Annotated in this window: 31 protein-coding genes; 17 read left to right on the top strand and 14 right to left on the bottom strand. The window is 43.1% G+C overall.

Going from position 1 to position 26,594, the window contains the following annotated elements; translation table 11 throughout:
• Positions 1-98: 98 nt before the first annotated feature.
• From AB6E52_RS06505 to AB6E52_RS06495, 3 genes are read right to left on the bottom strand one after another with little or no spacing between them, the layout of a single operon-like run.
• Complete coding sequence (locus AB6E52_RS06505; RefSeq protein WP_372069105.1) at positions 99-497, bottom strand: hypothetical protein; 399 nt, start codon at positions 495-497, stop codon at positions 99-101.
• Positions 498-544: 47 nt separating this feature from the next.
• Positions 545-901 carry a hypothetical protein gene (locus AB6E52_RS06500; protein WP_372069106.1) on the bottom strand — a complete coding sequence of 119 codons (357 nt, stop codon included), beginning with the start codon at positions 899-901 and terminating at the stop codon, positions 545-547.
• Between the two features lie 60 nt (positions 902-961).
• Entirely contained in the window at positions 962-1,453 is a 492-nt protein-coding gene (locus AB6E52_RS06495; RefSeq protein ID WP_372069107.1) for a hypothetical protein, read from the bottom strand.
• Between the two features lie 174 nt (positions 1,454-1,627).
• On the opposite strand from AB6E52_RS06495, the gene AB6E52_RS06490 reads away from it, so the two are divergent.
• Together AB6E52_RS06490 and AB6E52_RS06485 are read left to right on the top strand one after the other, a co-directional pair.
• The gene (locus AB6E52_RS06490; protein WP_154724134.1) at positions 1,628-1,951 is read left to right on the top strand and encodes a hypothetical protein; all 324 of its coding nucleotides are present in this window, start codon (positions 1,628-1,630) and stop codon (positions 1,949-1,951) included.
• Positions 1,952-1,992: 41 nt separating this feature from the next.
• Positions 1,993-2,511: a hypothetical protein gene (locus AB6E52_RS06485; RefSeq protein WP_136987017.1), complete on the top strand. Its 519-nt coding sequence runs from the start codon at positions 1,993-1,995 to the stop codon at positions 2,509-2,511.
• A 49-nt stretch (positions 2,512-2,560) separates the two neighbouring features.
• Here the strand turns inward: AB6E52_RS06485 and AB6E52_RS06480 are convergent, their stop codons facing one another.
• Positions 2,561-3,274 carry a hypothetical protein gene (locus tag AB6E52_RS06480; protein WP_136987018.1) on the bottom strand — a complete coding sequence of 238 codons (714 nt, stop codon included), beginning with the start codon at positions 3,272-3,274 and terminating at the stop codon, positions 2,561-2,563.
• 178 nt (positions 3,275-3,452) lie between these two features.
• Between AB6E52_RS06480 and AB6E52_RS06475 the strand changes: the two genes are divergently transcribed.
• On the top strand, positions 3,453-3,668 hold the full coding sequence (locus AB6E52_RS06475; RefSeq protein WP_081230236.1) for a hypothetical protein: 216 nt from the start codon (positions 3,453-3,455) through the stop codon (positions 3,666-3,668).
• A 10-nt stretch (positions 3,669-3,678) separates the two neighbouring features.
• On the opposite strand, the gene AB6E52_RS06470 is transcribed toward AB6E52_RS06475, so the two are convergent.
• Positions 3,679-3,876 carry a hypothetical protein gene (locus tag AB6E52_RS06470; protein WP_081230237.1) on the bottom strand — a complete coding sequence of 66 codons (198 nt, stop codon included), beginning with the start codon at positions 3,874-3,876 and terminating at the stop codon, positions 3,679-3,681.
• Positions 3,877-4,283: 407 nt separating this feature from the next.
• Between AB6E52_RS06470 and AB6E52_RS06465 the strand changes: the two genes are divergently transcribed.
• From AB6E52_RS06465 to AB6E52_RS06440, 6 genes are all read left to right on the top strand, one after another.
• Positions 4,284-4,616 (top strand): hypothetical protein, encoded by a 333-nt coding sequence (locus AB6E52_RS06465; protein WP_081230238.1) that lies wholly within the window; start codon positions 4,284-4,286, stop codon positions 4,614-4,616.
• A gap of 57 nt (positions 4,617-4,673) precedes the next feature.
• Positions 4,674-5,003 (top strand): type IV conjugative transfer system protein TraL, encoded by a 330-nt coding sequence (locus tag AB6E52_RS06460; RefSeq protein ID WP_136987019.1) that lies wholly within the window; start codon positions 4,674-4,676, stop codon positions 5,001-5,003.
• 62 nt (positions 5,004-5,065) lie between these two features.
• Positions 5,066-5,734: a TraE/TraK family type IV conjugative transfer system protein gene (locus tag AB6E52_RS06455; protein ID WP_372050578.1), complete on the top strand. Its 669-nt coding sequence runs from the start codon at positions 5,066-5,068 to the stop codon at positions 5,732-5,734.
• A gap of 8 nt (positions 5,735-5,742) precedes the next feature.
• Entirely contained in the window at positions 5,743-6,930 is a 1,188-nt protein-coding gene (locus AB6E52_RS06450; protein WP_372050577.1) for a hypothetical protein, read from the top strand.
• A gap of 12 nt (positions 6,931-6,942) precedes the next feature.
• The gene (locus tag AB6E52_RS06445; protein ID WP_136987022.1) at positions 6,943-8,301 is read left to right on the top strand and encodes a TraB/VirB10 family protein; all 1,359 of its coding nucleotides are present in this window, start codon (positions 6,943-6,945) and stop codon (positions 8,299-8,301) included.
• A gap of 1 nt (position 8,302) precedes the next feature.
• Entirely contained in the window at positions 8,303-8,818 is a 516-nt protein-coding gene (locus AB6E52_RS06440) for a hypothetical protein (protein WP_136987023.1), read from the top strand.
• 56 nt (positions 8,819-8,874) lie between these two features.
• On the opposite strand, the gene AB6E52_RS06435 is transcribed toward AB6E52_RS06440, so the two are convergent.
• Positions 8,875-9,105, bottom strand: coding sequence for a hypothetical protein (locus AB6E52_RS06435; RefSeq protein ID WP_086714999.1), 231 nt, complete (start codon positions 9,103-9,105; stop codon positions 8,875-8,877).
• A gap of 9 nt (positions 9,106-9,114) precedes the next feature.
• Positions 9,115-9,657, bottom strand: a complete 543-nt coding sequence (locus tag AB6E52_RS06430) for a hypothetical protein (RefSeq protein ID WP_136987024.1) — start codon at positions 9,655-9,657, stop codon at positions 9,115-9,117.
• Between the two features lie 393 nt (positions 9,658-10,050).
• Between AB6E52_RS06430 and AB6E52_RS06425 the strand changes: the two genes are divergently transcribed.
• From AB6E52_RS06425 to AB6E52_RS06415, 3 genes are all read left to right on the top strand, one after another.
• Positions 10,051-10,275 carry a hypothetical protein gene (locus AB6E52_RS06425; RefSeq protein WP_133150982.1) on the top strand — a complete coding sequence of 75 codons (225 nt, stop codon included), beginning with the start codon at positions 10,051-10,053 and terminating at the stop codon, positions 10,273-10,275.
• Between the two features lie 220 nt (positions 10,276-10,495).
• Complete coding sequence (locus tag AB6E52_RS06420; protein ID WP_372134446.1) at positions 10,496-12,160, top strand: ATP-binding protein; 1,665 nt, start codon at positions 10,496-10,498, stop codon at positions 12,158-12,160.
• A 60-nt stretch (positions 12,161-12,220) separates the two neighbouring features.
• Positions 12,221-12,457, top strand: a complete 237-nt coding sequence (locus AB6E52_RS06415) for a hypothetical protein (RefSeq protein ID WP_086714996.1) — start codon at positions 12,221-12,223, stop codon at positions 12,455-12,457.
• 185 nt (positions 12,458-12,642) lie between these two features.
• Here the strand turns inward: AB6E52_RS06415 and AB6E52_RS06410 are convergent, their stop codons facing one another.
• The 6 genes from AB6E52_RS06410 to AB6E52_RS06385 form a co-directional block, all read right to left on the bottom strand.
• Complete coding sequence (locus AB6E52_RS06410) at positions 12,643-13,773, bottom strand: hypothetical protein (RefSeq protein WP_136987026.1); 1,131 nt, start codon at positions 13,771-13,773, stop codon at positions 12,643-12,645.
• A gap of 2 nt (positions 13,774-13,775) precedes the next feature.
• Positions 13,776-15,035 carry a ParA family protein gene (locus tag AB6E52_RS06405; protein WP_372050575.1) on the bottom strand — a complete coding sequence of 420 codons (1,260 nt, stop codon included), beginning with the start codon at positions 15,033-15,035 and terminating at the stop codon, positions 13,776-13,778.
• Between the two features lie 530 nt (positions 15,036-15,565).
• Positions 15,566-15,721 (bottom strand): hypothetical protein, encoded by a 156-nt coding sequence (locus AB6E52_RS06400; protein ID WP_154724030.1) that lies wholly within the window; start codon positions 15,719-15,721, stop codon positions 15,566-15,568.
• 143 nt (positions 15,722-15,864) lie between these two features.
• Positions 15,865-16,950, bottom strand: a complete 1,086-nt coding sequence (locus AB6E52_RS06395; RefSeq protein WP_154724029.1) for a hypothetical protein — start codon at positions 16,948-16,950, stop codon at positions 15,865-15,867.
• Complete coding sequence (locus tag AB6E52_RS06390) at positions 16,950-17,981, bottom strand: recombinase RecT (protein WP_081230253.1); 1,032 nt, start codon at positions 17,979-17,981, stop codon at positions 16,950-16,952. Before AB6E52_RS06390 ends, AB6E52_RS06395 begins: the two co-directional genes overlap by 1 nt.
• A 15-nt stretch (positions 17,982-17,996) precedes the next feature.
• Positions 17,997-19,076 (bottom strand): PD-(D/E)XK nuclease-like domain-containing protein, encoded by a 1,080-nt coding sequence (locus tag AB6E52_RS06385; protein ID WP_136987028.1) that lies wholly within the window; start codon positions 19,074-19,076, stop codon positions 17,997-17,999.
• Positions 19,077-19,282: 206 nt separating this feature from the next.
• On the opposite strand from AB6E52_RS06385, the gene AB6E52_RS06380 reads away from it, so the two are divergent.
• From AB6E52_RS06380 to AB6E52_RS06360, 5 genes are all read left to right on the top strand, one after another.
• Positions 19,283-19,999: a hypothetical protein gene (locus AB6E52_RS06380; RefSeq protein ID WP_136987029.1), complete on the top strand. Its 717-nt coding sequence runs from the start codon at positions 19,283-19,285 to the stop codon at positions 19,997-19,999.
• 266 nt (positions 20,000-20,265) lie between these two features.
• Positions 20,266-20,802 carry a hypothetical protein gene (locus tag AB6E52_RS06375; RefSeq protein ID WP_372134447.1) on the top strand — a complete coding sequence of 179 codons (537 nt, stop codon included), beginning with the start codon at positions 20,266-20,268 and terminating at the stop codon, positions 20,800-20,802.
• 4 nt (positions 20,803-20,806) lie between these two features.
• Positions 20,807-21,418, top strand: a complete 612-nt coding sequence (locus AB6E52_RS06370) for an LPP20 family lipoprotein (protein WP_136987030.1) — start codon at positions 20,807-20,809, stop codon at positions 21,416-21,418.
• Between the two features lie 11 nt (positions 21,419-21,429).
• Positions 21,430-21,897: a metal-dependent hydrolase gene (locus AB6E52_RS06365; RefSeq protein WP_102305722.1), complete on the top strand. Its 468-nt coding sequence runs from the start codon at positions 21,430-21,432 to the stop codon at positions 21,895-21,897.
• Between the two features lie 1,202 nt (positions 21,898-23,099).
• Positions 23,100-24,155 (top strand): replication initiation protein, encoded by a 1,056-nt coding sequence (locus AB6E52_RS06360; RefSeq protein WP_170964545.1) that lies wholly within the window; start codon positions 23,100-23,102, stop codon positions 24,153-24,155.
• A 1,555-nt stretch (positions 24,156-25,710) separates the two neighbouring features.
• Here AB6E52_RS06360 and AB6E52_RS06355 read toward each other — a convergent pair.
• Positions 25,711-26,472: a DsbA family protein gene (locus AB6E52_RS06355; RefSeq protein WP_170964546.1), complete on the bottom strand. Its 762-nt coding sequence runs from the start codon at positions 26,470-26,472 to the stop codon at positions 25,711-25,713.
• Positions 26,473-26,594 lie beyond the last annotated feature (122 nt).

Here is a 26,594-nt window from a genome sequence, read left to right as displayed (position 1 = left end):
GAGTTGAATTAAAATGGGGGGAGTCCAATGACATATGCCTGCGCTTTCGATGCGACTACCTAAGTCCTTGAATGTAAGCCACCAGCAAACATCAGTAGTTACTGAATGGCTAACACATAGTTTGGCAAACAGTTAACACGTAGAGCACGATAGATCGGCGTGTTGTTTTCAGATGAGCTGAATTTCGCCGTTTCAATGCAATAAAAGTGGGGAGCTTGTGATTGATAGGGACAATAGCCTACATATGACGCAGCGTTTGTTTCAAAAGGCTCAAAATCAATTAGCGTACCTCGGATAACGGCATGCACCAGTTTCGATTGCTCGCGTTTAACCCTTGCTTGCCCCTTCTCGCTTACGACAAACTCACAGTCAATCAATGACACTGAGGAAGAGTAGCCAATCACCTTTCCATAAGACTCTTTCTCTCGTGACCGAATAGAATACACACGCATCGTATCGGTGGAGCGATGTAAGTTCAGATACACATCAACTTTCATGTCATGATCTCCAAGGCGTTAAGAGAAAGAATCGAACAAGGTGTCCGTTAGCAATAACGAGCTTCATGAGCAGCTTTGAGTTTTTCCATCAATGACGACAAAACAGCGGCTTCCGTTTCAGGCAGGGAATCACGAGCGAATGCTTCTAAGAACTCGAAATCCAGCGCTTCATATGTAGCATCGAACTGACACACCTCATCCGGAGCTTCAACTGCTGTTCTTTGCATGTCATCCAATAGTTTGCAATGGTCTAGGTATTGCTCGGTCGTTCCATCAAGTAACTGTTTGGTTTCAAGCCAATGAAGGAGCCTTTCCCATGCCATGTCTTCGTCCGTGGCATAAACAAGGTATGATTCTGGTTCGAAACCTTCTGCGTGAGTAACGACTAAGTACGGTTGTTTCATGTCTACCTCCAATTTAAAACGTTAGGGACTGGGTGCTGCCCACGTCCCGTTCCAGTTAGGTTATGCCAGTTCGTGAGCGTGCTTTGTCGCGATGTCCACAATTTCGCTTTCGAGGAATTCCTTGATTTTACTTTTACGAATTTGCTTCAAGTTCTTGGCTTTAAGTTGAAAGTCTTCAATGGTTTCCTTGCTGGAGGCAATTTTCGATTCCCAATACTGAAGTTCGGTAGGATCGGATTTCAGCTGAACCTTATATTCTTCAAGATCACATTGAGCGTCATTGACCACCCATAAGTGAGCAAGCAAATCCAATCTCGATTTATCTAAGATATGACTTTTGCAGGCCAGCATCGCTGATCGTTGGTCTTTATGCTCAATGAAGGAAAAGCCTGAATTTTCAGGTAACGAAGGCATGATCACTTCTACAACCTCATTGCCTTTACTGTCGTAACCACCATCAGCACTTGGGTACTTCGATAGCATTAGAACGCCGCAATATGCGATCTCATCATGAATGACTTGATACCAACTGTTGCCCCAAAACATTGCCATGAGATTTCTCCAATCTGTTGTGTGTGATGACAGCTAAAGAATAGATTCGACCTATCTCCCCTCCCCCCACTCACTGTGGCAAGTCAATCGCTATCTACCGTGCTAACCAATACGGGGGGAGCCCTTACATTCATCCACTAAAGTATCTCTAAACCGCAATCACGGAGATGCAGCATGAACAACCTTACTTTTGAAACTTGGGTGGAATCCTTTAAACCAATCATCAATGAGAATGGGGGTAGCGCCATCTTCCTTGATGAAAAATGCATCTCATTCGAAACCTATGGCAACGACCTAGAAACCATCAAAAAAACCGACGCCAGTCGAGTTTGGACGATCATTGAGATTGACGTAGATGAAGAAGAGGATGAGCTGGGGGAGCCTATCGACAGTAAATGGGTGATTGTCAATGGATGCCATTGGGTTAACCGAGTTGCCTACATCATTACTCAAACGCCATGGCAAGACGGCAGTGACTACGAGATCACTTACGACTGATACAAATCACACAGACTCCTGAAAGGCAAAGAGAGGCTAATATGGACATGAATAATCAAAAAATCGTCGCTAACGATCTACTCAAGGCAAGAAGTACTGCTGATCCATCAATCGTATTGGAATGTGCTGATGGCAAAGTACGCATTTATTCGTTCCCAATCTCAGACCAAGACAGCAAAGAAAAGATGACCATGGCGCTGCGCGTTCTTATGGGTAAACTCAACGTGCTCAAATACACGTTCGTTCTAGAAGCTTGGATGAGTACCAACCCAGACATCAAACCTTCGATGTCGCCTACACGACAAGAGTATATGGTGTTTTTGATCAATGACCGTGTAGACGAGACATGCACATTCTGGCCGATTCAAAGAAAAGAAGATGGCTCTGGCTTTGTCACCGAAACACACGATGTAAACCAAAACGGACAATCCGGTCTAATGTGCGATTTGTTTGACACTGAGCCGTATGAAAAACTCAGTTTTACGAAAAAACGAGCGATCGACAAATTGGTTCTCAGACTACTGAACATGCGTGCAGAAGCAACGCCAACCTTTCATTAGTTTGGTTGTTCCCATGTAAAAAAGAGCACCATTGTGTGCTCTTTTTCAGTTAGGCGACTTGTGGGAACTTCCTTTCCGGTTCGCCATCTCTCACCAACTCATAAAGCATTGGTTCATAATGGTTTGTGGCCATCAGTATTAAATAGACGGGAACACCTTGGTCATACAGTGATTTTTGAAACACTTTGACTTCTTTCACTGTCATTGAAGCTGTGCGTTCCCTCATCATTCGCGCTTCACTGACCATGCTATCCGAATAAAATTGCCCAGCCTTGGAGTTGACCTTCAGGTATGGTTGAATGCGCTTACCCAATCGGTCTAACAAGAATTGGTCACTAAAACCCGACTGCTTCAATCTCAGAACCTTGTCCTTCAGTTGTTTCCTTCGATCAAAGACGTAGCGCTTTTGTTCATTGACCAATTGAGCGGCCTTATCCGTGAGTCCCTTTTTGTTTTTGAAAATACCATGCCTTGCGAGTCCCAATAACTCATGTTCATTCACTGTCGTTGATGAGGGCGAACCATCAAGGTTATACCGGGTATAGCAAGCTTGATAGCAATTAATCAGCGCCAGCTTGTACTCTCTGCTGGTGAAAAAACGGTCCAGAAAAAAAGAAACGTCTGCCTGACTGAACGATTGACACAACGTTTCTTGCAAAGCGGCACCAGCTCCGATGGCAAGAGGTTTGAGAGGCTTTCCTGACAAAATGGGAAAGCGTTTGAATGCATATTGTTGGATTTGCTCTTGAATAACACGATCCATGTTTACCCTCTTCGGTTGTTCCATACCCTCATCATTGTATCTAACTGAGTTTACAGATTGACAAATAGCGAGAGCAAAAGACGAAATTACCCAACTCAACAAAATGGACTGGTAAATTGCTAAACTGTCATGGTTTTCGTCGTATAACAAAGTTAGTGCATAACTAGCGAGATATAGTATGACGCCTGAATTTGAAGCAAAACTCGACCGCTTGAATAAACTTCGAAAAAACGCAATGAAAAGCAATGCGTTCTCGGATGCTGCCAAAGAACACGAAAAAGCCATCCAACAAACCGACAGCCACTCCCCTGCCACCACCAAAAAGACCAAAAAGAAAGGTCCCAAATCATTAGCGGAAATCTACAAACCGCATACACATGAAGAAACCCATTAGATAATGGAATCTAAGAATGGGCGCTGCTGGTGGTATTAGCGGATACCCAATCTTTGATATACGCCGAAAATGCACTCTGGTCAGAGATATGCCCCGAGCAAGCCGGTTGACCCGTAAACTCCGCTTTTCGTTTAGCAATAAAAGCCATGAACTCCCAATTGGTGCCAGTTGGACACCATTGTTTGAAAGCCAAATATCGTTCATTCATGATTCTTCTCCTCGGCAGAAACGCTGTCTATTGATAGTAACGTCCCCTCGTCAGAGTACCTAGAAACCTCCCCCCGTTTGGTATCGCTGGTGGTTGAAATCATCGCCATCGAAGCCCTTTCTATTCTGGCTGCAGCTCTGTACTCAGAACCCGTCATCCGCCTGAAATATGAAAGTCACAGTTGGTCGATGCATGGAACTCAATAAAGCATATTGATTGTCAACAATGAAATTTTGAATAAATCAAGATTTTGCCACATAAAAATAAGCATAAATAACAGGTGCTTATGTAAAAAAACAAATAAACCTAAAAAAACGGCTCACTATTTGGAATTCAAAATTAGGTTACCTGCAATGATTCAAGGGCCTACTTAAAAGGTATTTACCGGAATTATTGGAGATATTTCTATGCAAAACACAATCAACGTCAATGATGTACAAAAAGTAGATTCAAAGACGACATACCTCGGCTTAATTACATTCGCGCTTATGTTTTTTACCGTCTCGGCCATTGCCGGTTCAGGTGGTGATGCGTTCCAAGGCCTATTTGATGAACTAGTGAGCTTTGCTGAAGGTGTTCCTGGACAAATTATCGCGTTCTGTTCTTTCGCAGGGATCATCATCTTCTCAATGGTTCGACCAAACCTTATCGGTCTTGGTGTTTCTGTCATCATCATGCTGGTGCTGGCGCAACTTCAAACCATTATCACTACCATGCTAACTGCCGGTCTTCCGGTATAAAGCAACAGATGTCTCTGGGCCTTATAGAAGAGGCCCAGAAGTACATAAGGGGGTCATATGAGTAAGTTAGACATCAATAATGATGCTCGTCCTCAACTACCGAACAATCAAACCTATGTGCCACTTCGAGTAAACGACAAACAATCGGTGATCGGAATGGAGTCGGATACAGCGGGGATTTTGCTTGTCGGTATCGCTATCGGACACATCAGCAAGAACCTGTTACTTATCGGTGGAATCGCCATTCTTTTCGCTCTCGCCTATTCATGGGTCAAAGATAACTATCCCAAAGGTCGGCTCAAACACATGTTGTGGTGGGCTGGAATCATTAACTTTAAATCCCGTAAATCGTTTCCAGAAGCATTTAACCGTACTTATTTTCGCTAACTCTTTGTAGCGATCCGTTTTTAAATTCTATGTGTTGTTTTAGCAAAAGTTTGAGGTTTGCTATGAATATATTTAACCGTAAAAAAAAGGGGCAGGATGAGTCTGAACTGGAGCATGATTCAGATTCGAATGTCCAACGTTCTTGGCAAGCAGCCATCGACCACAGCAACAAAATGACGAAGATGATGGGGCTGTCCATCATTATCTGCGCATTTCTAGCGTTTAAGGTAATGACAGCGAAACCCATCACCGTTGTTACCCCGCCTAATTTCTCTGAAGAAATTGTCATGATAGGCAACAAAGCCAACTCAGGTTACAAGAAGCAATGGGGCATATTCATTGCCAGCATGCTTGGTAACGTGAATGTCCGTAATGTGGATATTGTCTTAGATACGCTCAAACCAATGCTCTCCATTCGAGATTACGATGCATTGAATGAGCAAGTGATCAGTCATGTGAAAGCTTTAGACATCAGGGACCAAGTGCAAGAGTTCAACGTATTAGATGTGTTCTACGATAACAAATACGACAAAGTGATTGTTTACGGCGAGCGTAAGCTTACTGAGCGGAAGAAACGCGGCAATAACAGCGATGAACGCCGTGCAGTACGCTGGACATACGAACTCAAGATTGCCAATGCACACGGTAGTCCAAAGATGAAGTCCATTGACCAATACGAAGGCGCTCCGCAGATAGAACGCAATCGTATCGAACGCAAGCAAGACAAGTAGGTCCCGTTATGAAAAATTTACATCACCTCGCTAGATATACGACCTTGCTTTGTGCCACGTTATCATTCGGTGCAATGGCAAACCAAAACGTCATCCCTATTGAACCTGTTGGCTCGAAAGTGGAGCGACAAACAACGCAACCAGAAAATAAAGCAGCTGTTGCGGCAATGGTTGACCAAGTAGTCAAATCTTTACCGACCGATAAGCAAGAGTCATTAAGTCAATTCACTCCAATCAATGACCCAGCTGCGAAGCAACCTATTGTCAGCACAAAATCCGTCGATGAATTTGGAAGAGTCACCCAATCAGACAAGAACGTGATTGTCGCAACACCACCAACGGCCCAACCACCGAAACCTTCTCTGACTGCATTCGAACGTATGCAGCGACAAATGGCGAAAAAGTTTAAGCCGGTTCAGAAGTACAAACTACGCCCTTCAGACAATATTACGTTGCCTGCAGCAAAGTACATTCTCAACAGTATTCGCACCTCTTTCAAAGAAATTAACATTCGCAGTTCAGATCCCAATGTTGTCATGAAAGTGGATGGTAGCTTTATCTATTTCACATCTAACAACGATGCCCCTTTTAATATCATTATGTTCGAAAAAGGGGTGCCTGAAACCCAAGTTAACTTAACGATTTGGCCACTTGATGTCATGCCTGCAATGGTACAAGTCGATGTCCGATACAACAAAGCACTACAAGCAAAAGTGAACCGCGTATTGGCGTCCAAAAAACAGGATAAAATTGAGCAAGAAAAGCGCATTCAAGATATGGAATCTGAATTGGCCATTGCCAGTGATCCTGAAGTTAAGTCATCTCCATACGTCGAGGGTATCAACAAACTGTTTGCGCAAACGGCAGGAAAAGCAACACCTACAGGTTTTGACTTGCAGACCAACATTCCGCGAGACGCGTTACGTCCTTGTCGATTTGGAACATATGCAGAGACGAAACAACGTTTAATATCGTCTCGACGAATCGTGGACGTTGTATTGGTTAAAAACGTTACGAATCGAAATGTGGTTTTGCGAGAGCAGGATTGCTGGGTAGATGATGACGTGATCGCAACGGGTATCTTAAACAAAGCGACCTTAAAGCCATCAGAAAAAACCGAAGTATACGTATTGCGCGACCGACTGTACTACCAACGTATGCATTCTCGCAATGAACGTCCATCACTTCTGGATTAATCGAGGTGAACCATGAAGATTAACTTTAAAGAGCTTTGGGAAACCAACAAAAATTTCCGATATGGGGTGATTGGCGTCTGTATTGTTCCTGCCGCCTATGTTGCGATGCAATTTATTCATCCGGGCAAAATTCAACGACCGAACGCAGACGCGAATAAAATCGAAAAAGTGTTCATGCCTTCGAGCACACGTACCCAACTAGAGAGGGAAGACGTTGACGGAGTTCGTGACGCCTTAGTTGAAATTTCGGCTATCGATAAAAAGTCGTCGGCACGTAATGACAATTACCAGTACGACCTGTTAAGACAAGAGGTCGATGGTCTTCGTCAAAAAATGGCCGATCAAGATGCTGAGATTGCCGAATGGAAGTCAGGCAAACGACAATTGGAAAGAACCAACTATGATCCGAACCAAATCCGACAAGGCCGCCAAGTCGTTGTAGATCGACACGGGAACGCAACGGAAATCACTGTCGACACTAATGGCGTGCCGAACCAACAAGTGAGCCAGTTGCGCAGCTCCCCTCCCCCAGCTCTTGCAGGCATTCGAAGTGTCGATGAAGGGAATGATGCGATTTTGTTGCAAGACGGGCGTGTAAAAACCTTAGTAGAAGCGAACCAACTGGTCGATGAAGATGAAATGTCAGAGGCGCAAAAACGTGAGGCATTGAATCAGAAAGAAATGGAGTTGGCTGCAGCCTTGAAGAACTATCAGCAAAAACCTGAGCAAAAAGGGTATTCAATTTCATTGCCAACCACCAGCCTTGTAACCGGTACTTTGCTATCAGGCATGCAAGCTCCAACCAGTATTGGTTCAGCGAGAGAGCCCCTTCCGGCGGTCATGCGCATCAAGACAGATGCACTGTTGCCAAATGGTTATCGTGCTGACCTAAGAGACTGTCAGGCACTATTATCCGGCATTGGTCAATTGTCAGACCGCAGAGCCTACATGAGACTAGAAAAAGTGGTCTGCATCGATGAGGACGGACTCACGGCAGAAGCAGCGGCGCAAGGCTTTGCTACTGGCTCTGACGGTCAGGCAGGGATTCCAGGCACGTTAGTTGCTCGAAACGGTGAAGTATTGAAAGGCTCCATGTGGGCGGGTTTCTTTTCTGGACTGGCACAAGGTATTGCCCCATCAAGGGTGCCGGGTGTCGACATCAACTCTGACGGAACAGGCTTTCAAACACCCGATCTAGGGACACTAGGCACCTCGGCAGTACTCCAAGGTGGCGCCTCATCTTTGGACCGCATTTCGGAATACTACGTAAAAATGTTGGAAGAAATCTGGCCAACCGTTGACGTACCAGCAATGCAAGAAGTGACCTTCCTACTTCAAGCCCCTTTAAAACTGACGTTTAAGGAGATCTAATATGGCCACTGGTGATAATGAAAAGAAAAATGACCAACCAACTGAGGCGTCGAATTCCAGTCAGGAGCTTGAACAACTCATTGAGAAGGCATCAAAACCAACAATGCCCGACGAACCTAAAGGCGACGAAGAACCGACCGTGATTGAAGCAACGCAAACGCAAACGGAAAGTAAGACGTCAAATCTATTGCCGAAGATCATCTTAGTGTGGTTAATGGTCCTATCAGGGGTAATGGCTTATGCCATGATGGTGATCGACAAACAAAGTGAAACGTCATTAAGCCAACACCCCATTGTGTTTTACCCGTTTGGTAAAGCGTTTTCGGCTCTTAAATCTCAGGGTTATGATTTTGCTGCTATAGAAAAATATAACAACAACATGATCCAGATATTGAACTCTGAAGGGAAAGTGGTGCTACCTGCAGCTAGTGTGCATGGTCAGTTACCAGATTCTCTTGTTGTTAAGCTAATGTCCGTCGATGAAATGAACAGGCTGGCTTCGCAACAATCGGAGTAACAAAACCAATAAAACTAGCAAACAACACAGCTTGGCCACTTTCACAGTGGCCTTTTTTAATGCACTCCACTCGCGGCATCCATCGCACTCAAACAGATCGTGTCATACTTCGTCTTCATCACATTGACTTTGGTTTCTGCTCGAACCGCTCTGTTATATGAGGCCAACACCTCTTCGCTAGAGTCTTTCACCAACGCCAAGATCGCTTTTTTCTGAGTCTCTGTTAAGTCGGTGGCCAGCAACGCGTCGATGCTTTCATCTATACGATCAAAATACTGAGCTAACATACTTCCCTCCTAGTTAATTTCATTTTGAATATTCAATAGCAAGTGACGACAAGCATTGTCTCTAAAGCGAACGTAGTCCACGGGTGAACCAATACCTTGTCTAAGCGCATCTAACGTTTCCCGAAGGACGACGACCGGCATGTCAGGGTTTCGGCACTGTAGTCCATAGAAGTCGAACTCAAAAACCGTCATGTTTGCTTCGTCGATCTGATAGCGCCTTGAGATATCTTCAATACGTGTAAATAGCCCATAGGCATCGATATATATCGTTTTCCCTTCAATATCGAAAGCATTGAGGTAATGAAGGTCAACGCCATACTCAGACAGAATCACACCTCGAATCGGGAACCGGCTACGTTCTCCAGCCACAATCAAACCCTCGCACAAGACATAACATTTTGAATGAGCGAACTCGTCAATAAATTCAGTGGTAACTGGGCTTGGCTGCTCACACAGATATTGGATGTCACTGAGAGACAATGAACGCATCACATCAATCAGCTCACGACATCCATGGCTATGCCACATTACCCGCTTTACTTCATTCTCCATTGCTGCTCCCCGGCTATTCGTTGAATTCAATATACGACGTTTCCCATACCTGGCCTAGCAATCTCCCCCCACTTAGTACGTAACCCACTGAACGAGAGCTCGAAACATGTATTTTGGATTCGTTAATTGCCATTTATTTCAGCCCCATACGCTAGATTGATACGGTTCAACCCGAAAACATCATCACTAGTATTAGTGATCGTTTTCTCCAAGCTGGAGAGCTTCCAATTCTCCCATGCTATGCATGTCCTTACTGTCAATGCACTTTGACACCAACAAGAGTTACCCACTCGCATTACTACCCGTAATTAACCCCAATCAACGGTTCAAAACACACACCTCTTTGGTGTTTTTTATGTACCTGCGATATCACCTACCCGTGAGGAACTATCCATGAAATTAAGCACTTTGTTCACCATACTATTTGGTTTAACGACGGTTTATTTCTGTATTCACCCTGTTCTTGTCGTTCGTAGCACAGACTTCCCTTCTGCATTCCATAATGTGGTCGAATTCTGTGAAACATGGCGTCATGTTTTGTTGATCACCCTACTCTCTTGGGCTTTGGCAGGCATAACACTTTGGCTAACATTTACGATTCACAAACACAGAGTTTAACCCCCTGTTAGAACCTGGTACTTCCACCAGCACTTAACAAACCTCATTGTCCAGCAATGACAACGAACCTCATCCAATCGGATGAAACTTCCCGGTCAATCGTTCCCCTTCAGGCATTTATGTCTCGTTGAATGCGCTTATAACCGGCTTGTAACCCCTTGTGATGTGCTCACCCAGCGCTTCGCAGATTCATTACCTACCCTATATCGAGGATAAGACTATGACTAACTCAAACAACTCAGTTCAAATCAAAATTAATGAAAACAATTTTCTTTCGAACCTTGGTGCGATTTTTTCCAATACCGGAAAAGTGATCAATGAATTGATTCAAAACGCTTCCCGCGCCAATGCTACAACCATATCGTTTACCACATCAGTCGAAAATGGCCGTGCCTGCTTAACGATTCTGGACGATGGTTCGGGTATCGCAGACATGCAAAAGCTTCTTTCTATCGCGGAGTCAGGCTGGTCAAGCGATGTAGACAAATGTAATCCATACGGAATGGGATTTTTAAGCACTCTCTTCGCGTGCGAACACATCAAAATCCAAAGTCAGCATCAAATGCTTTCATCAAGTACTGAAGCCATCCTTTCGGGTGAATCTATCGTGATAGAAGACAGCCTGCGAGGGAACGGTACATTGATTGAACTGGAAGGTATTTCCGACGCTTTATTTGGCTATTTAACTTCTAGCAAATATGACCGTGAGGTTGATCGAATTGGTGAAGGCTATGACATTGACGTCGTTCTAAATGGAGTTCTGATGTTTAAAAATCACTCAAGAACGACTTTAGAAAGTTCGACCCAATACATCGAGCACAAATTCGAATACGGGAGTATCTATTTTGACACTAAACACAACGGTTTATCTTGGCTGGCATACCTGCAAGGCGCACTGATTTCTAGCACCAATGCGGTCACCAGTTCAAACCAGTTAAACCCTCATCATATCGTTCACTTGAACGACGATGTAAAAGCAAGAATGCCTGATCGAGCTGAATTGTTAGATGCAGAAACTGTCAAGCAATCAATTCGAACGAGTGTTCAAACCTTGATGATGCAGTTCCTCCAAAAAGAACTGAAACGTCTTGGCCAGTCGTTTGCGTTCGACCGTTTACTATGGAGAAAAGCCGTGAACTATGCCCCTCAAGTTCTCAACAACGTTGACTATTTAACGAAGTCTGAGATTGGGGATACCAAAAGTTACGAGCTCGGACTCGCTGGATATGATGGCGTAGAACATAGCCAACTTGAACAGCCGATTTCTCGCGCTGAAGTGGAATCATCTTTACTCTTTGCCCTCCCAGAGCATGAAAGTGAAGAAGATACCATCAACATCAACTACCTGAAGCACTTAAGAAATGTTTTGTTTGTCAACGTGTGCGGCCTGCATGCAGACCACTGGATCCACAAGTGTGAAATCCGCGAAGTGAGTGAACTCGATGTCAGTATCGAATTGGTTAACCCTACTTCGACGGCCAAACTCAATGGCATGTATTCAATACCTGTCATTATGTGCGACCAATACACGCTGAAAGGAGAATATGGTCAGGTAGTCATAGAAACGGATGCCGTAGTTGTGTCTGGTGATGAATTTGATTATGGAACGTTAGTTATTCCAGAAAGAGAACATTTATCAACCGCACTAGGAATCTATGCCAACTACGAAGATGAATGGGGATGTTTTAGTGAAAGTGACAAAGACCGCGACAATTATCTGCTTGAGAAATTGTACAACAAACTCAGAGCGTCAAGCCCTGAAGTGTTGATTCAAAAAATGCTTGATGAAGCATTCAGGGACTCTGGTATGAAGCGCAACCTCAACAACCTCACGTTCACTGTTTCGTTTTCAGGCACTGACATAGTAGTTACCGAAACTAAGTAACCACACTAACCCGCCAACCTACCTGTCTTTGTACGGTAGAACACCAAGTATGGAGTTACTATGAACTCATTTACTGACTCCCTCATCGACCATTCTCATGAATTGGGTCGGGGATATGGTCCTTACGCTCAAGTCGATATGTTACACAATATCCTTGAGTTAATTGGCCCAACTTTGGATAAAGTTAAATTGCAGGAACTCATTAACAGTGTAGGGTTTATTGAAGCCCTAGACTTAAAGAGTGAAGAAGATAAGGCATTTGTATTAGGGCAGTTACAAGACGCTCTTAATCAATAACTTATCGTTATCGAAAGCTCCCATCATGATGGGAGCTTTTTTTTAGTTCGACAATAGACCGCAGGGAAAGTCAGTATCGTGTTATAGCAAGGGCTTTTATTACATGGCTGCTTGACCACCAGCATCAAGAGATAATTATGCCACTGAGTTTATAGTAGGACGCGTCCTACTACCCAAAAACCGCCCTAACCAAACAAAGTTTTGCTGAACTCTTCTAATTGAGCAATCTGCTCAGGCGTTGCATTGTTCAGTTCAATTTTCGACTTTGTTTTACTCACGACTTGGAATGATACCGATACCTTCCCATTCTTTGCCCACGATTGAGGTTCCTTATTAATGCCCCCCAATTTAGGAGAAACAGGACTCCAATCTTTCAACCGTGCAATAAGCTCTTTGTTCACTTCCTCTGCATTCATGGCTTCGAATTCTGAGCGGTTTTCGTCAATCCATTTCGTGAAGGCACTTTGCTTATCTTCACTCTCTGAAACCGTGCCGATCAATTTACGAAGGAACTTGGCATCTCGGCTACTAAAGGCATAGTTTGAAAACAGGCTCTTCAGACTGTCAGGCATCGAGTAGATAGCGAGGGAGAGTGAGATGTCTGATTTTTCGTATAGACGTTCTTTCTCTAATTTGTACGCCGACCAATCATTCACTTCCATCAAACGAGAATAGAGCTTGCCCTTTTCGTAGTAATTGAAAGACGTTTTGATGTCAGACGACGCCACCAGCCAGGTAATGGTTTCAGGTGTTGGGATTTGATCTAATATTTCAAAGTCCAGCCCCACTTTTTTATCCATGGCAATATCAGTACGACATGAGCCATCCACGACATAGATCAGGCCATCTTCACCTTGGTAAGCAAGTACAGGTGAAATTTGCATACCGAACTCGATTTCATCACTCATCTTGTTGAGTTGAATCGTATTGCGGCTCGACTGTTCACGAACGTTGTCCACGTCAATCCTAACCAAAGTCATAATCTCATCGTATGACAAGGTACGTTGGATAGCACGGTAGCTTGTACCATCAATGGACTTAATCTCACGACCTGTTTGCGCAAAGTCCAGCTTCTTAGTCTCAGTTAAAAACTCTTGGAGACTAATGCCGCCCTCCTTTAGTGAAGCTTCAATGGAAGCCAACTTCCCCTGTGCTAAGGTCATAGTGGTTTCGCGCTCATTACCACCCATGAAGGCTTGGGGCTTGCGTTGTGAGCTCGACACACTCTCCACTTCAGGTTCAGTGATTGAAGGTGATTCTTGTGCGGCCTTAGCAGCGTTAGCAGCAGCGATTTTCTTTAGACGGTTATTGGCCATGATTATTGCTCCTCACCTTTGTCCTGTTGTTTCCAAACGTCCGTGATCAGCTTATGAATGTCGGCCACCACTTCTTTACAGTTTGCCTGCGCCGCTTCCAACGCTTTACCTTTCTTACTGTCCATTGACCTAGAAAATTCGAATACACTGCTATGCTCGGACGCACAACGTTTCACGGCTTCACTGTGTTTCATTTTGGTCGACAATACCGCGTCGCCAAACTGACTGACTAGTGCATTGAAGATATCCAGTTCAGAGTCACTGCCCTTCCAGTTGGAAATGACGATCTTTGCGAAATCATAGCCTTGATGACCTTTAGCAATGAAGTTGCCGATGATGCTGTCAAGATATTGAAAGTACGCACAAGTTGCATCGGTATCGTTATGTTCCGCCTTACACGGAATCAGCACGCTAGTCGCAGCGAAGTAACTGTTCAACGTTGCAAAACCCAATGAAGGCGGAGTATCAATCAATATGATGTCAAACTCACCATCGAGTGCATCTAAGATATTTTTCAAACGCGTTGTAGGGTCAACATTCTGCTTCTTCAAATCGTCGCTGGTACTCAAAGATTCCGTGTCTCTATCAGACTGGGACGCAGGGATAATTTTCAGATTGGGGATGAGCGTATCTGAAACGGCGTTGCGCACATCGTCTTGAAACGTCTCTGTATTAGGATCAAGAGTCATCAAGTCGCCAATGCTGGTGCGAGCGTCAGAAATATACTTAGCTCCATTTCGCTCAATGTGTTTGGTTTCGTGTTTATGCACTGGAGGGTAGAAACTTGTCAGAGTTGACTGGCCATCCATGTCAATAAGACAGATCTTGTAACCAACATGATAGTTAATCGCCAAACCTGTTGCTATTGTATTGGACAGTGACGTTTTAGATACCCCGCCCTTTTGGTTTTGAACGGCAATAATCTGCGTCTTTTGTTTCGCTGTTCTTTGGAATGGTTTGTGTCTTTTCTTAAGAACGGTGGTATTCGGCATGTTATCGCGGATCAAGTACAGCTCTTCAAGAGTCAGGTAGTACTGAATACCAACCTCAGCATAGCGTTTAGGATCGATACCTAACGCTTTCGTTAAATCGGTCAATACCTTTTGAGAACATTCGAGGTACTTCAATGCCTCAGCTTGTGTGAAAGAACGAGGTTGCTTTTCATTTGTTTCGCGGCGCAATTCCAAGAATTTAGCACCTCCGTCCCCAAGTTCGTCAACTAATTCAAGCGTCTTGAGCTGTTTCTCTGTCATTGTTCCCATAGCAATATCCACCAGTGGCCTGTTTGAAAGCTAGTATGAACCAATATTAAAGGTAAGAAAAGATATAATAAGTCAATTTTGGATAAATTCATTGAAATTCGACTTACGATACAGTTTTAAACTAATGATGTACTTTTCTGCAAAAGATAGGGGAACGATAGAGGAAAAAATAAAACACAACAAAAACAACAACTTAAAATAGTAGGACGCGTCCTACTATTGTACTTATCGGCCATGTTGTGCAATTCATAAACGGACGTGAGTAAGGAGTAATGGGTTTGAAGCCACCACTAACATACGAAAAGTCAGCTCTGCGATACATAAACGCGGGAACTGACTGAATGTTAGGCTTCAATGTATGAGAAAGAAATTTTGTTGTAGTAGTGACCAAACAGGTGTGATGAGAATGTGGAAATGCCAACAAGATGAAAGCAAACCAGAATGAAGCTAGTCACACTAAACAATCAAAATCTCTTACTATTCTGTCATGATGACAGATTGGAACACGGGTAAAATGCCGGAAATATACTCTACGACACTTGCTCCATTAGGTATTCAAAAGCGGTTTCTACCTGTGCTTCTGTCATCGAATCAAATTCAAAGCGTTCCATCGATTCAATTAACTGACTGGGTACAGGTTGTGTGTCGTGATCAGAGTGAGTGCTCGGCACTTTAGTTGTATTCATGTATCTATCACCTTCTTGTCTTTGATGAGTAGATACTAAATCAACAAAACACCCCCTCCCCCCATATTGGCGTTAGGTAAGCATAAACAGGGGCCGAGAATAGAAAACGGGGGGAGATTGGCTTTGAGGTGCAGCACCGAATATTAAATTTTCGTCTCTAGCTGGCTTGAAGAGGACTCTTCATCGAGACAACTAGAGTGGAATTGATAGCTAAAGACTTTCACTAATTCTTGCTCACGAAAACTCGCCACAACAGCAATTTGGTAACCCATCGTAAAGAAGTCGTCATAAGAATAAGGGATCTGTGTTAATCGCTCACCGGTATCAGTAAAGCCAAGTACCCATGTATTGGTGCTTGAATCGAAATCAATGATGGTCAGTAGAATTGAGCGTCTTGCATCGAATCGATACACAGAATTGGTGGCCATGGAAAAGGCAAACCCAAATTCATCGTCCATAGTAGGTTCAGCCGGGACACGAGCATCAGCAAACAGCTTACAGGCAGATAGCTGACTAAGGAGAGCTTCAGAACTGCCTTCTACTTTATTGAAGAAACCAGATATCGCTCCGAGGAAAGTATACCCGCGTTTATTCGCCATCTTTGCAAGACCAGGTAAATCAGATTGAGCTTCACTGTCAATCAGAATCGCAATTTCTGTCTTCACCACCGTTTTTCGCCATATCGGTACTAACGACATCCAATGGCTCATAGGAAGACCGGTATACCCTTGTTCAGTTTTCAACGTTGCAAAATATCCAGAATCCACAGGGTAAATTGTCAGAACAGCAAGGGTAAAATTACTTGTGCCAGAAGTAGGAAAAAAACTGCAATCTGAATTGAAACATGTCGTCGAGTCAACGGAGAGGATGTCGTTATCTATCCAAGACATTGACGCCTCGGGAACTCGAAAACGGACCAGAACATCTCTTTCACGCACTGCCTTATATTCCTTGGGAAGACCTAACATAGACATATGTGGCAAGTTAATGTCATCAGGATGTGTTCGCAAACTCTTCACGACTTGCTGGTGGATATACACATCGGCCTGCTCTTGAGTACACTCAACTTCTTTGACAGAGCCGGTATCGCTGCGCTTAGTTTTGTAGATCAGTTTTTTGGAGCGACCACTCACTACAGAATGAGTGAGGAATACATTCTTCTTCCCTTGCGTGATGATATTCGCAGTAGGCAGTCGCTCAGGTTCGTTGTAAGTTTCAGTGTTCGTCATTAGTACCCCCACCCGCCCATAAAGCCATCAGAACCAAGAGTGGTTGGCGATGGGTTATCAGTTGACGGTTGTTCTGTTGCATCTTGAACCGGAGGAATAAATTCCATTTTTGGTCCATCAGTGGAACCTGCACGCTTAATCAAATCAGCAGCAGACTCACCTGTGTGTGTAACTACCTTCGAAGTACACACAGTATTGGTGTTCTTGATTGGCTGTCCAAAGGTGTTAACAGGAACGTTGTTTTGGTTTGAACTTAATAATTGCTTCTCTTTCTTTCCACGAGCGATCTCGTGGTCCATGGTGGATTTCATGTTCGTCCACATATTATCTTCTACGCTCATGAGCGTTTTAATACGACTGCGGTAATGAGGCTTATCGAAACCGAGTTGATTGAACAACAAGCGCATCATTCTACGAATTGCAGATTTCTTACGCATCTGACCAACAAATGCAGTATTCCAAACCGACTGGTTAGAACTGAAACTCATAGCCGCCATAAGCTCGATCTCATCCAACTCTTCACGGGATAGTGCTTCACAATAAACATGCCCTCCCAGTGTCTCCCCAACAGCATAAGCACATAGTAAGTCCCCACTTGCATAGGCACCTTGAGAAGTATGCTCAGGCAGTGAACGAGAGCCATGATAGACAAATTGGTCATTGCTAAAAACTTGATCCGCTGTAACTTGCGCCATTTCACCTGACTCGAACGCTAAGTGAATCAGTCCGTGGTATGTCGGCATAAATTCCAACACGAAGAAATTCGATACATAATCGTGACGATACAAAAAGGTGCCGTGATTCAAGCCTTCCTCAACAGACAAACCAATGGTCGCTTGGTTCAGTATGCTCCAATACACTGAGTTCGCATCCATATTAGAGGTAATCGACTCACCAAAGCTTTCCAGAATGTATGCCACATATTCCAGCTCTAAGTCTGTATCAAGACCCGATTGGTTCTCAGCAACGATAGTCGAAAAATGAGGACGTGCAGCCTCGACTGCTTGTAATACTAGTGATTGATTAGTCATGATAGCGCCCTCCAATTAACGGCAGTACTTCGGAATAGTGATAGAAGTGATTCCTGATAGATTCACGCGTTTTGTCCATACGCCTGTAGAAAGGCAAGTCGCCAATGTATGTAGCCCATCTTTGAACTTAATCATCGATTCTTCCTTTCTTTGTAAGTCATAGACTTCACATAAATCAGCATCGACATACTCAATGCATGCAAACAAGAAGGCACCCAAGTTCACCTCAAGCAAGCTTGCTACGTAGGTATAGAACGCTTCTTGAATGTGATACCCCAAGTTACCCGCTTGCTTGGCAAACGCATCAGGGTCCGTACTCGCAGTTGTTTTTACATCAACGGCAATACAGTCGAAGCGTAGCCAGTCAAAGCGACACTTGAGCCACAAGCCAGTTTCTGGGCAGCGAGCGATAAAGGAGATCTCTGGTAACCCATCTTGAATCAATGCATCTGCATCAACATTATCTCGACATGTTTCGTGTACGCGGTGTGCATCGTCCCAGACAATGGCATCAATCGCTTTTTTACCTTTATGGATAGCCTTATTGTTGTGCTCTTCTAAAACCGTATCCCAAAATTGCAGGGTCGGTTCTACTGCCAATAACTCTTTCATCAAACGCTCTTTATTGGCGCTTTTTGGCACATTAGGGATGTTAAGCTTCTCAACAAGCGCTTGCATTTCTGCGACCGTTCTAAGGGCATTTGGGTAATCAGCTGGCACAATATCGCGGTAATAGCGGTCATAGAACCCATGAGGCTCTAGGACCAACTCATGACCATAAGTGCCTGCATCAAAGGTGCGTTGCAGCGACTTCGACACGGTTCTACCACGGTCAATATCGCTTATGTATTTTCTGTAAAAGTGGGCAGGGGATTTCTTTACAAGCAGTTTCAACTGAGATGATGAATACGCGGGTAGGGCATGGTAAACCTCGTTCTCCATACCAATGTAAATCCCCTCGATGAGCTCACCTTTTTCATCGAGCCAGCTCGGGGACCCATCTTTGTTGTATGCCTTAAGCACATCACAAGTACTACCATCAAATTTGAATGGAGTAACCGAATCTCTTAGCGAGCTAATCATTTCAGTAATCATAATATGCCTTCTTAAACTTGTTTGTGATGTTATGAATATACATCACGAAATCCATTTTTTAGTAGTAATCTCCCCCCACTTTGAAAATTAGCGAATTCTCCTTGAGCCCTTATATATCAATGTCTTTGAAAGAAATCCTAACTGTCTAAACCAGTCCAAAATCGGTGTATAACCAATGATGACAGAATCAAAAATGGACATCGAATATGCTAGGTATGAACTATGTAATTCCATACGCCAAACACAGAACAAATACTGGCAGTGGCGCAGGTGTGCCGTTGATATTGAAATCGAAAGGGCTCGCAAATGGTGAAGGACTTTATGGTGATTGCTTTAACTTGCCGATAAAGCAAGGCGGGGTGTGGTTGAAAGAAGCCGAAATGGAATCAATGCTCACGAGCACGCTGGTGGAGCTCGGTAAGATACCGAAGAAATTTATAATCACCCGGTTGAACTTAGGACCAAAGGCTGTTCCTGATGAGTTGTTTCTCAATATCTTTGCGAGACATCCTCTGCCCTCAAATGTGAAGCTCAATGGTGTTTGGGCAAGAACGCTTATCCCCGAGTCGCCGTTTGTACTTTCTGTTATCGACCTGCGTGGCCAGAAGTGTGAATTATCCGTGACGGAAAAAGTCAGCCTGCTGCTGGGCAATGTATCCGGAGAAGTCGCGATACTGTCAGACTCCCCTTATACGACCTTTCCAAAGTGCCAATATCAAGCCAAGATGCTGAACGCGGATTATGACAATGATGGCCGTGTAGCTGGGCGGCTATTGAATTTTGAACAGCTACAGCTTTCTAATGCGGCTGCGCTTTTGATCGATGAATCTACGAAACCAGAAAGACTTCAACAAGTTCTCCATTGGTGTGAGTTGTATCAAATAAAGGTCCGAAAGATAGACGCACGGCACGGTCAACAATAAATATTGCCAATTAACGCCCGAAAATTGGCTCTTTAATTGAAAACATCGTTTGAGGGAAACGTTACCTTATTACCGTCTTTACGTTTATTGGTAACTCTATGATCCACTTCCTAACTATTGCTGCCGCCATTTGGGTACTTAAGTATCTGATGGAGCGCTTCCAAAAGAGCAGAGTACTCGTTTTTATCACGGGAATAGTTGGTGTACCTTTACATGAACTCGGACATTACCTGATGTGCAAATTGGTTGGGTTTAAGGTAACCGAAGTGAAACTGTTTCAAATGCCGACTCAAGATAATCCCGTGCTCGGCTACGTAAATTACGAATACCCAATGACCATCTCCGGTTCAATTCGAAAAGTAATAGTCAGTATTGGCCCAATTTTCACAGGCATCGTCGCACTGTATTTCCTCTCACCACAAGTGACACCGTATCTTTTTAATAACAACACAATTGACCTAACGTTGTTCATGAATAAAGCAGGGTGGCAACAGTGGTTTCTCATCTGGGTTTTATCTTCAGTAACACTGCACATGCTTCCATCTCTCACTGACATCAAAATCGCAATGGCTGGCTCACTGTGGATTGGGGTGTTTACTTATGTCGGCTTAATCTACGCAGCTTCACACACCACAACCGTTCTAAGCAGCGTCAATATCTATCTGGAAGAAATGGCAGGTTTGATGAGTGTTGGGGCAATCATCGCAACGGTCCCAGTCGCTATAACGCTACTTCAATTTATTTTCTCAACTATGAGTTCGCGTATGTATAACAAAAGCGTTAATTCATTAAAAAGAGACTAGACCAATGAAAATGACTCAAAAGAAAACATTAGCTGCGTTCATGATTTCAATCATGGCAGTCGGTTGTGCATCTAACGACATGACCAAATTGGAAGTAGAAAAGGCGAAGCATGACGCAACGGTTGACCGTGTGGATGAGACACTGAGTAACATTCCATCTTGGTACATGAAACCACCGAAGTCTAACGGTGAAGGCTTTTTTGCAGCCGGAACAGGAATGAGTTCTGACTTAGACATGGCGGTAACCAAAGCGAAGATTAACGCTGAGTTCGAATTGGCCAAGAAATATCGCCAAATCGTATCGGGCAGTGAACGTGCGTACACATCAGAAACAACCAATTCAGCAACAACGGAAAGCAAAGTCGTATCGTTGACTGAAAAAACGATCGATAAGCTGGTGGCCAATGCACAACTGTCTGATTACGACGTATCGGATACTGAAGTTATTCGAGAAGGTACTCAGTACCGCGTCTATTTGCTGTCATTCATGCCATACGATTCGAACAACGACGGTAGTGATGATTTATTCCGTGATGTGCGAGCCTCAAGCGACATTGCCTTTAAAGACTTAGAGCGTCGCGTGGATAAAGCAACGAACGGCAACACGGGTGAGTAGGGTGGTGCAGCGTGAAGGCAATCAATCATCAAATCACAACAGCAAGCGCCTATTACATCTGCATGAATACCATGCAAGACACATTCTATTGGATGTCATTTGCAGGTATGGGTTTCGCAATGTTAGGAGCATTACTGCCTGACATTGACACGAGACATAGCAGGGTAGGGCGCATTGTACCGTTCTTGAGTATACCGATTGAAGGCATTCTTGGGCATCGAGGAGCGTTACACAGTTTACTTGCTGCGTTTGGGCTGTGGTTCTTGTGTGCGACGTATGAGTTTCCTTGGGCATACTCGCTGACTTTTGGCTATATAGCTCACCTGGTAGGAGATGCCTGTACGAAATCGGGAGTCAATTTCTTTTGGCCGATAAGCACTCGATATCGAGTGCCACTGACGCCAGCCAGTAACGGCTTCTTTGAGGCTGTCACAACACTTGGATGTGTCGCATTGGCGAGTTGGGTTGCATTGAGATAAGTCCAACCTGTGGTTCAGCTATGGATACTGATTAAGAAAGTACATTGGATAGGATCAATATCACATAAAACCCGTGTGAAACGCGGATTTTGTGTGTGAAAAACAAAACAACACGGAAAACCTGTAATAAGTTACGGGTTATATGTGATGGAAGCACGGAAAATATGTGTGACCATATCTAATAACCACTAAAAACACGGATATATTGTGTGATTAATCGAAAAAGCATGTGTATACACGGATAAAATGATCAACAAGGGGGTTATGAATAGGAAACATAAGCAGGATAAGACCAAATAGCGTGAAGAGTGTACATTTACCGAGCACAAAACCATCAAAACAACAGTACTTCCTGTTTGTTAGCTTAAACGGAAAATATGTAATGTATTGATGACTGTTACGGAGAACTGGGAGAAGAACGGTTTTACCACAAACTAGACACTCACCAAGTGAGCGAAACACGGATAATATGTACATTTACACGGATAAACTGATCATCAAACCTCTTGGTTAGGTTCGTCGTTAAAAAACACGGATTAAATGTATTAATACGCGGATAAACTGATCATTGAAAGCAGTAGAATTGTCATGTCAGCTGTATAAACACGGATTAAGAGTAATACTACACGGATAAACTGATCATTAAAGACCGGTATTTGCCCCCACGCCTGTCATGTGACACGGACAAACTGATCTAAATGAACAGGGCTTAGGTGTGTCTTGGCACAAAACACGGATAAATAGATCAAGAATTCACTATGATTGGATGCATTTCAACCAAATAGAATATATGAGCGTGAGTATAAAACCTATAGTTATCGCAACTACCCTACATATAAAACTATATAAAACAATATCATAGCGAATTCAATGAAGTGATATCTTACAGTGTAAACGTACACGGAATATCTGTAGTGTTACACGGATAAACTGATCACATACGAGATAAATAGTTTGGTTTAGACATTGATACTATCGTTATTGGACGTGTTTAAAGGTATGAATGTGCGATTAATAATCAAGAAGTTGAAAGCGTTATAACCGATGACGAAGATGCCACCAGCGAACTTTCAATGCATGCGGAGAGTTTTTGTAGAAATACACGGATTTCTAGAGTTAATAACGGAAAAGCTGTGATGCTAACACGGATAAAGTGTTATACTTCCAGATAGTAGAAAATACAGTTGAGATTAGGCATGGATATGGTCAATACCTCGAAGAAGCATACACTTCCAAAACAGTTTAAAAAAGCGCATAAGCTTGTATTCTCCCAGCAAGACCTCACACAGCGTGAGGCAGACCTGTTTGCCTTAATGATAGCGCACATGAAGCCTGAAGATTGGGAGAATAATAACACGCCAACCTATCAATTCACATCAACTCAGCTTTCGCGATGGCTAAACATTGATCCAAAGGAACTAGCAAAGACACTCCGACCTGTTGCAGATAGACTGACTAAGAAAAATATTGGTGTGTTAGTTGAAGATGATACCAAGGATATCCAAGAGTTCGACTTCATCTCAATTTTCAAACGAGTGACATACAAAGATAGACGCCTGACAATGAAGCCGAATGAAGAGCTCAAAGATGCCTACATCGAGTATAATAATAGCTACGCTCTTATTACTACACAGAGCTTTCTTAGCCTTAAAAAAGAGTATGCCAAACGTCTCTATGAAATACTTAGTCGTTTCAAAGGCGGTGGGACTTACCTACAAACCTTTGATATTGAAGACTTAAAGGGCTTATTTGGACTCCATGACCCTGCAGGGAAGATCAAATCAGGAAAACGTTCTTTTTCCAATAACAGCGTATTTATTGATCGTTGCATCAAAGCCAGCATTAAAGGTATAGAAGAAGACTCAGAAACAAATCAAGAGATCATGTTCTACGACTCTGAGGATGGCAGAACCCATGGCTATGAGGTCTACCGTGAAGGTCGTAAGATATCAAAGATCAAATTCTTGTACCGTTGGGTTGAGAAGAAAGGCCCAGTTCAAAAGCTCAACATTGAAGATATAAAGCGGATAATCTCTTCATTAGAAATGAAGCGTGTCGGGGGAAGTGAGCTCACTACTGATGAGCTAAAGAACCTTTCACACTGTTATACGTCAATAGGCGAACAAGACAGAGCAAGCAAGATAAACGTAGCTATCAAGCGTCGTGAAAAAGAAGAAGAACAACGTGTGGAAATGGCTCAATCAATTGAAAGCTTCCTTAACGAAATTAACAGCCTATCTGTTGATGATAATTACTAATAAAAACAGAGGCTTAATTAACTTATGCACAGCTCAAAACTGTGCTAAAAATCTATTCAGTGTCAACATGGTGAAAACACGGATAAAGTGTGTGTTTGAAGAGAGCTAAATGATCAATAAACAAGGATATACAGATCAAAGAATCGGATAGAAAGATCATAAGTTCGGGTAAGATGATCATATGTTCGGAAAATGAGATCAAACATACGGGTAATGTGTAACTGAAACCGCTAAAAGTTCTTTATAAACAATTACTTAAGATAATCCATAGTTATTATAGATCCCATAGTTCCAATACTAATAATAGATATTAATAGTTATTAATATAGAGTGTAGATAATATTAGAAGTTAGAACACATGGCCACAGATCTTCATGTATTGCTTTTTTCTTGAATCTAAACGCAGTTCCAAATTGACATCTATTGGCATTAAAAAAGAACCCTTATTGATCGGGTTCTTTTTTTCGTTCAAGAGAAGCCATCTGCACTACTCTGGTTCGTCAGCTGAAATCACCCATTTATCAGCCACCAGCCGCGTTAGAAAGGCATCGAAGAATTCTTTTTTACCGAAGTATACCCATTTCATGAAAATCATTGTTGCAGTAGCTACACAGCACCTTAGTTATTGCTTCATTCACTTGATAGTGAATTTCTTGGATATACACATGGTACGAATCTTCGCCATCACCGAACGCTAGAATCACCCCTTTTTGAATCAGTTCAGAAGGGAGTTCCAATTCCTTTTTGTACGTTGAATCGATGAACTTATAGAAGTCGGGGCCGGTGTCCCTCGCGGAAGTAAGTACAACGTGACTTTTCTCATGGTAGATAACCTTTGTTTTGATCTCGTGGTGATTTCTTATGTATACATCAACGACCATTTCAATGAAGGAAAATGAAAATAAAAGAGTTGTTCAAGTTAGGAAACTGAAAATGCCAAGGGTAAAGTGTCTTTTTAGAAAAAAAAAAGGCCCCGCTCCAATGCAGGGCAACTTTTATTATTGTTAAGTCGAAGCCTATCCCCAGGTTATCCGACTTTTCACCACACGTAACTGTCACCACACAGCACGCCAAAGAAGACTGAGGCAATCTGCTTAGGTGTGCTGTGTGACGGTTGCTACACGCGATGAGGGATCAGTGAAAAATACATTTTCAATAAATTCAGTCGAGGACTGGTATGATCAACGGGACATATCACCCGACTAATAAGGGAACTACCGGATAGTGGCAGAGAACTTAGAAGATTTTGAGAACTGAAGTAATTATAATAATGGTGTGTGGTTTTGTATAGTTTATATGCAAACCGGCTGGCTTAACTTTGAACTTGGTGGAGCCGCTGGTGGTTGGCTTGTGGCACAATGACGACAGGCTATAGCAATATAGTGACTAGCTTGTGGCACTATAAGTAAAAAAAAACCCCCGAAGAACGGGGGAGTATGTGTGGTGATTTCGTAGTTATGCCTTACTACTTATAGTTAGTCTGCTCCACTCCCTCCTTGGAGTGACTTTGCAGGGCCATACGAGTAAATACCTCCACACCAATGCACGATGCTTCCTACTTACTAACTGCCTGCCTATTAGTCTGATTTACTAGTTGGCTATATTGAAGGTTCACTTCTTCAAGCATCTGTTGACGACTGATTAACCCCCCGAACTTTTTTTCACCAATATAAAAAGTCGGAGTTCCAGTAAGTTTCAGATCTCTAAAAAGTTTATTATTTTTATTTAAAATAGCACTAACTTGTGACGAATTCGCTGCCTTTTTGATGATCGAGCTGTCTAATCCCATCAGTTCAGCAAGCTCATATGCCTTCTGCGGGACGGACTGCTGCATTGAAAGAAGCTCTTTGTGGAATGCTGGATATGCATTGGGAGAGATCTGATTTACAGCAATGGCTATCTTTGCTAATTCAGTGGAATTAGCACCTAAAATGGACACATCTTTATACACGAATCGGATGCGTTTGTCTTTACCTAAAAGGGGAGCCAACTCCGTTGCACCCCTTTTACATACTCCACATGCGTAGTCAAAAAACTCCACCACAGTGATCTCTCCAGCTTCATTAAGAACCGGCGTATCTTCATCATAATACAAAGATTTTGAAAACATTTGTTTATGCTTCATTGTTTGGTATGTCCTCACGGATTCCACTCCTGCGATTAAGAGTTCAGGGTTTGATTGGAACGCTTTCATAAGCATCGAGTTGAATTGTTGTTGTGACATTTCAACTTCAGAAGCTGATGCGGTAGCTGCAGAACCAATTGCCAAAATTGTGAATAAAGTCGTCGCTGTCTTCTTGAACAAAGGTGCCATCATTAGATTCCTCGATTTGAGTGGTCGTAACATAGTGCTCGATGAACAACGTTATGTTTTCAATTAAGAGAACTTTTTTTCGAGATAGATTGAAACGGGGGGAGAAAATTGACGCGATGATCGGG

Source organism: Vibrio sp. 10N.247.311.13 (assembly GCF_041467595.1).
GTDB lineage: Bacteria > Pseudomonadota > Gammaproteobacteria > Enterobacterales > Vibrionaceae > Vibrio > Vibrio crassostreae_C.
The sequence above is the reverse complement of the archived record's forward strand: the minus strand, read 5'-3'. Positions and strand labels throughout refer to the sequence as shown.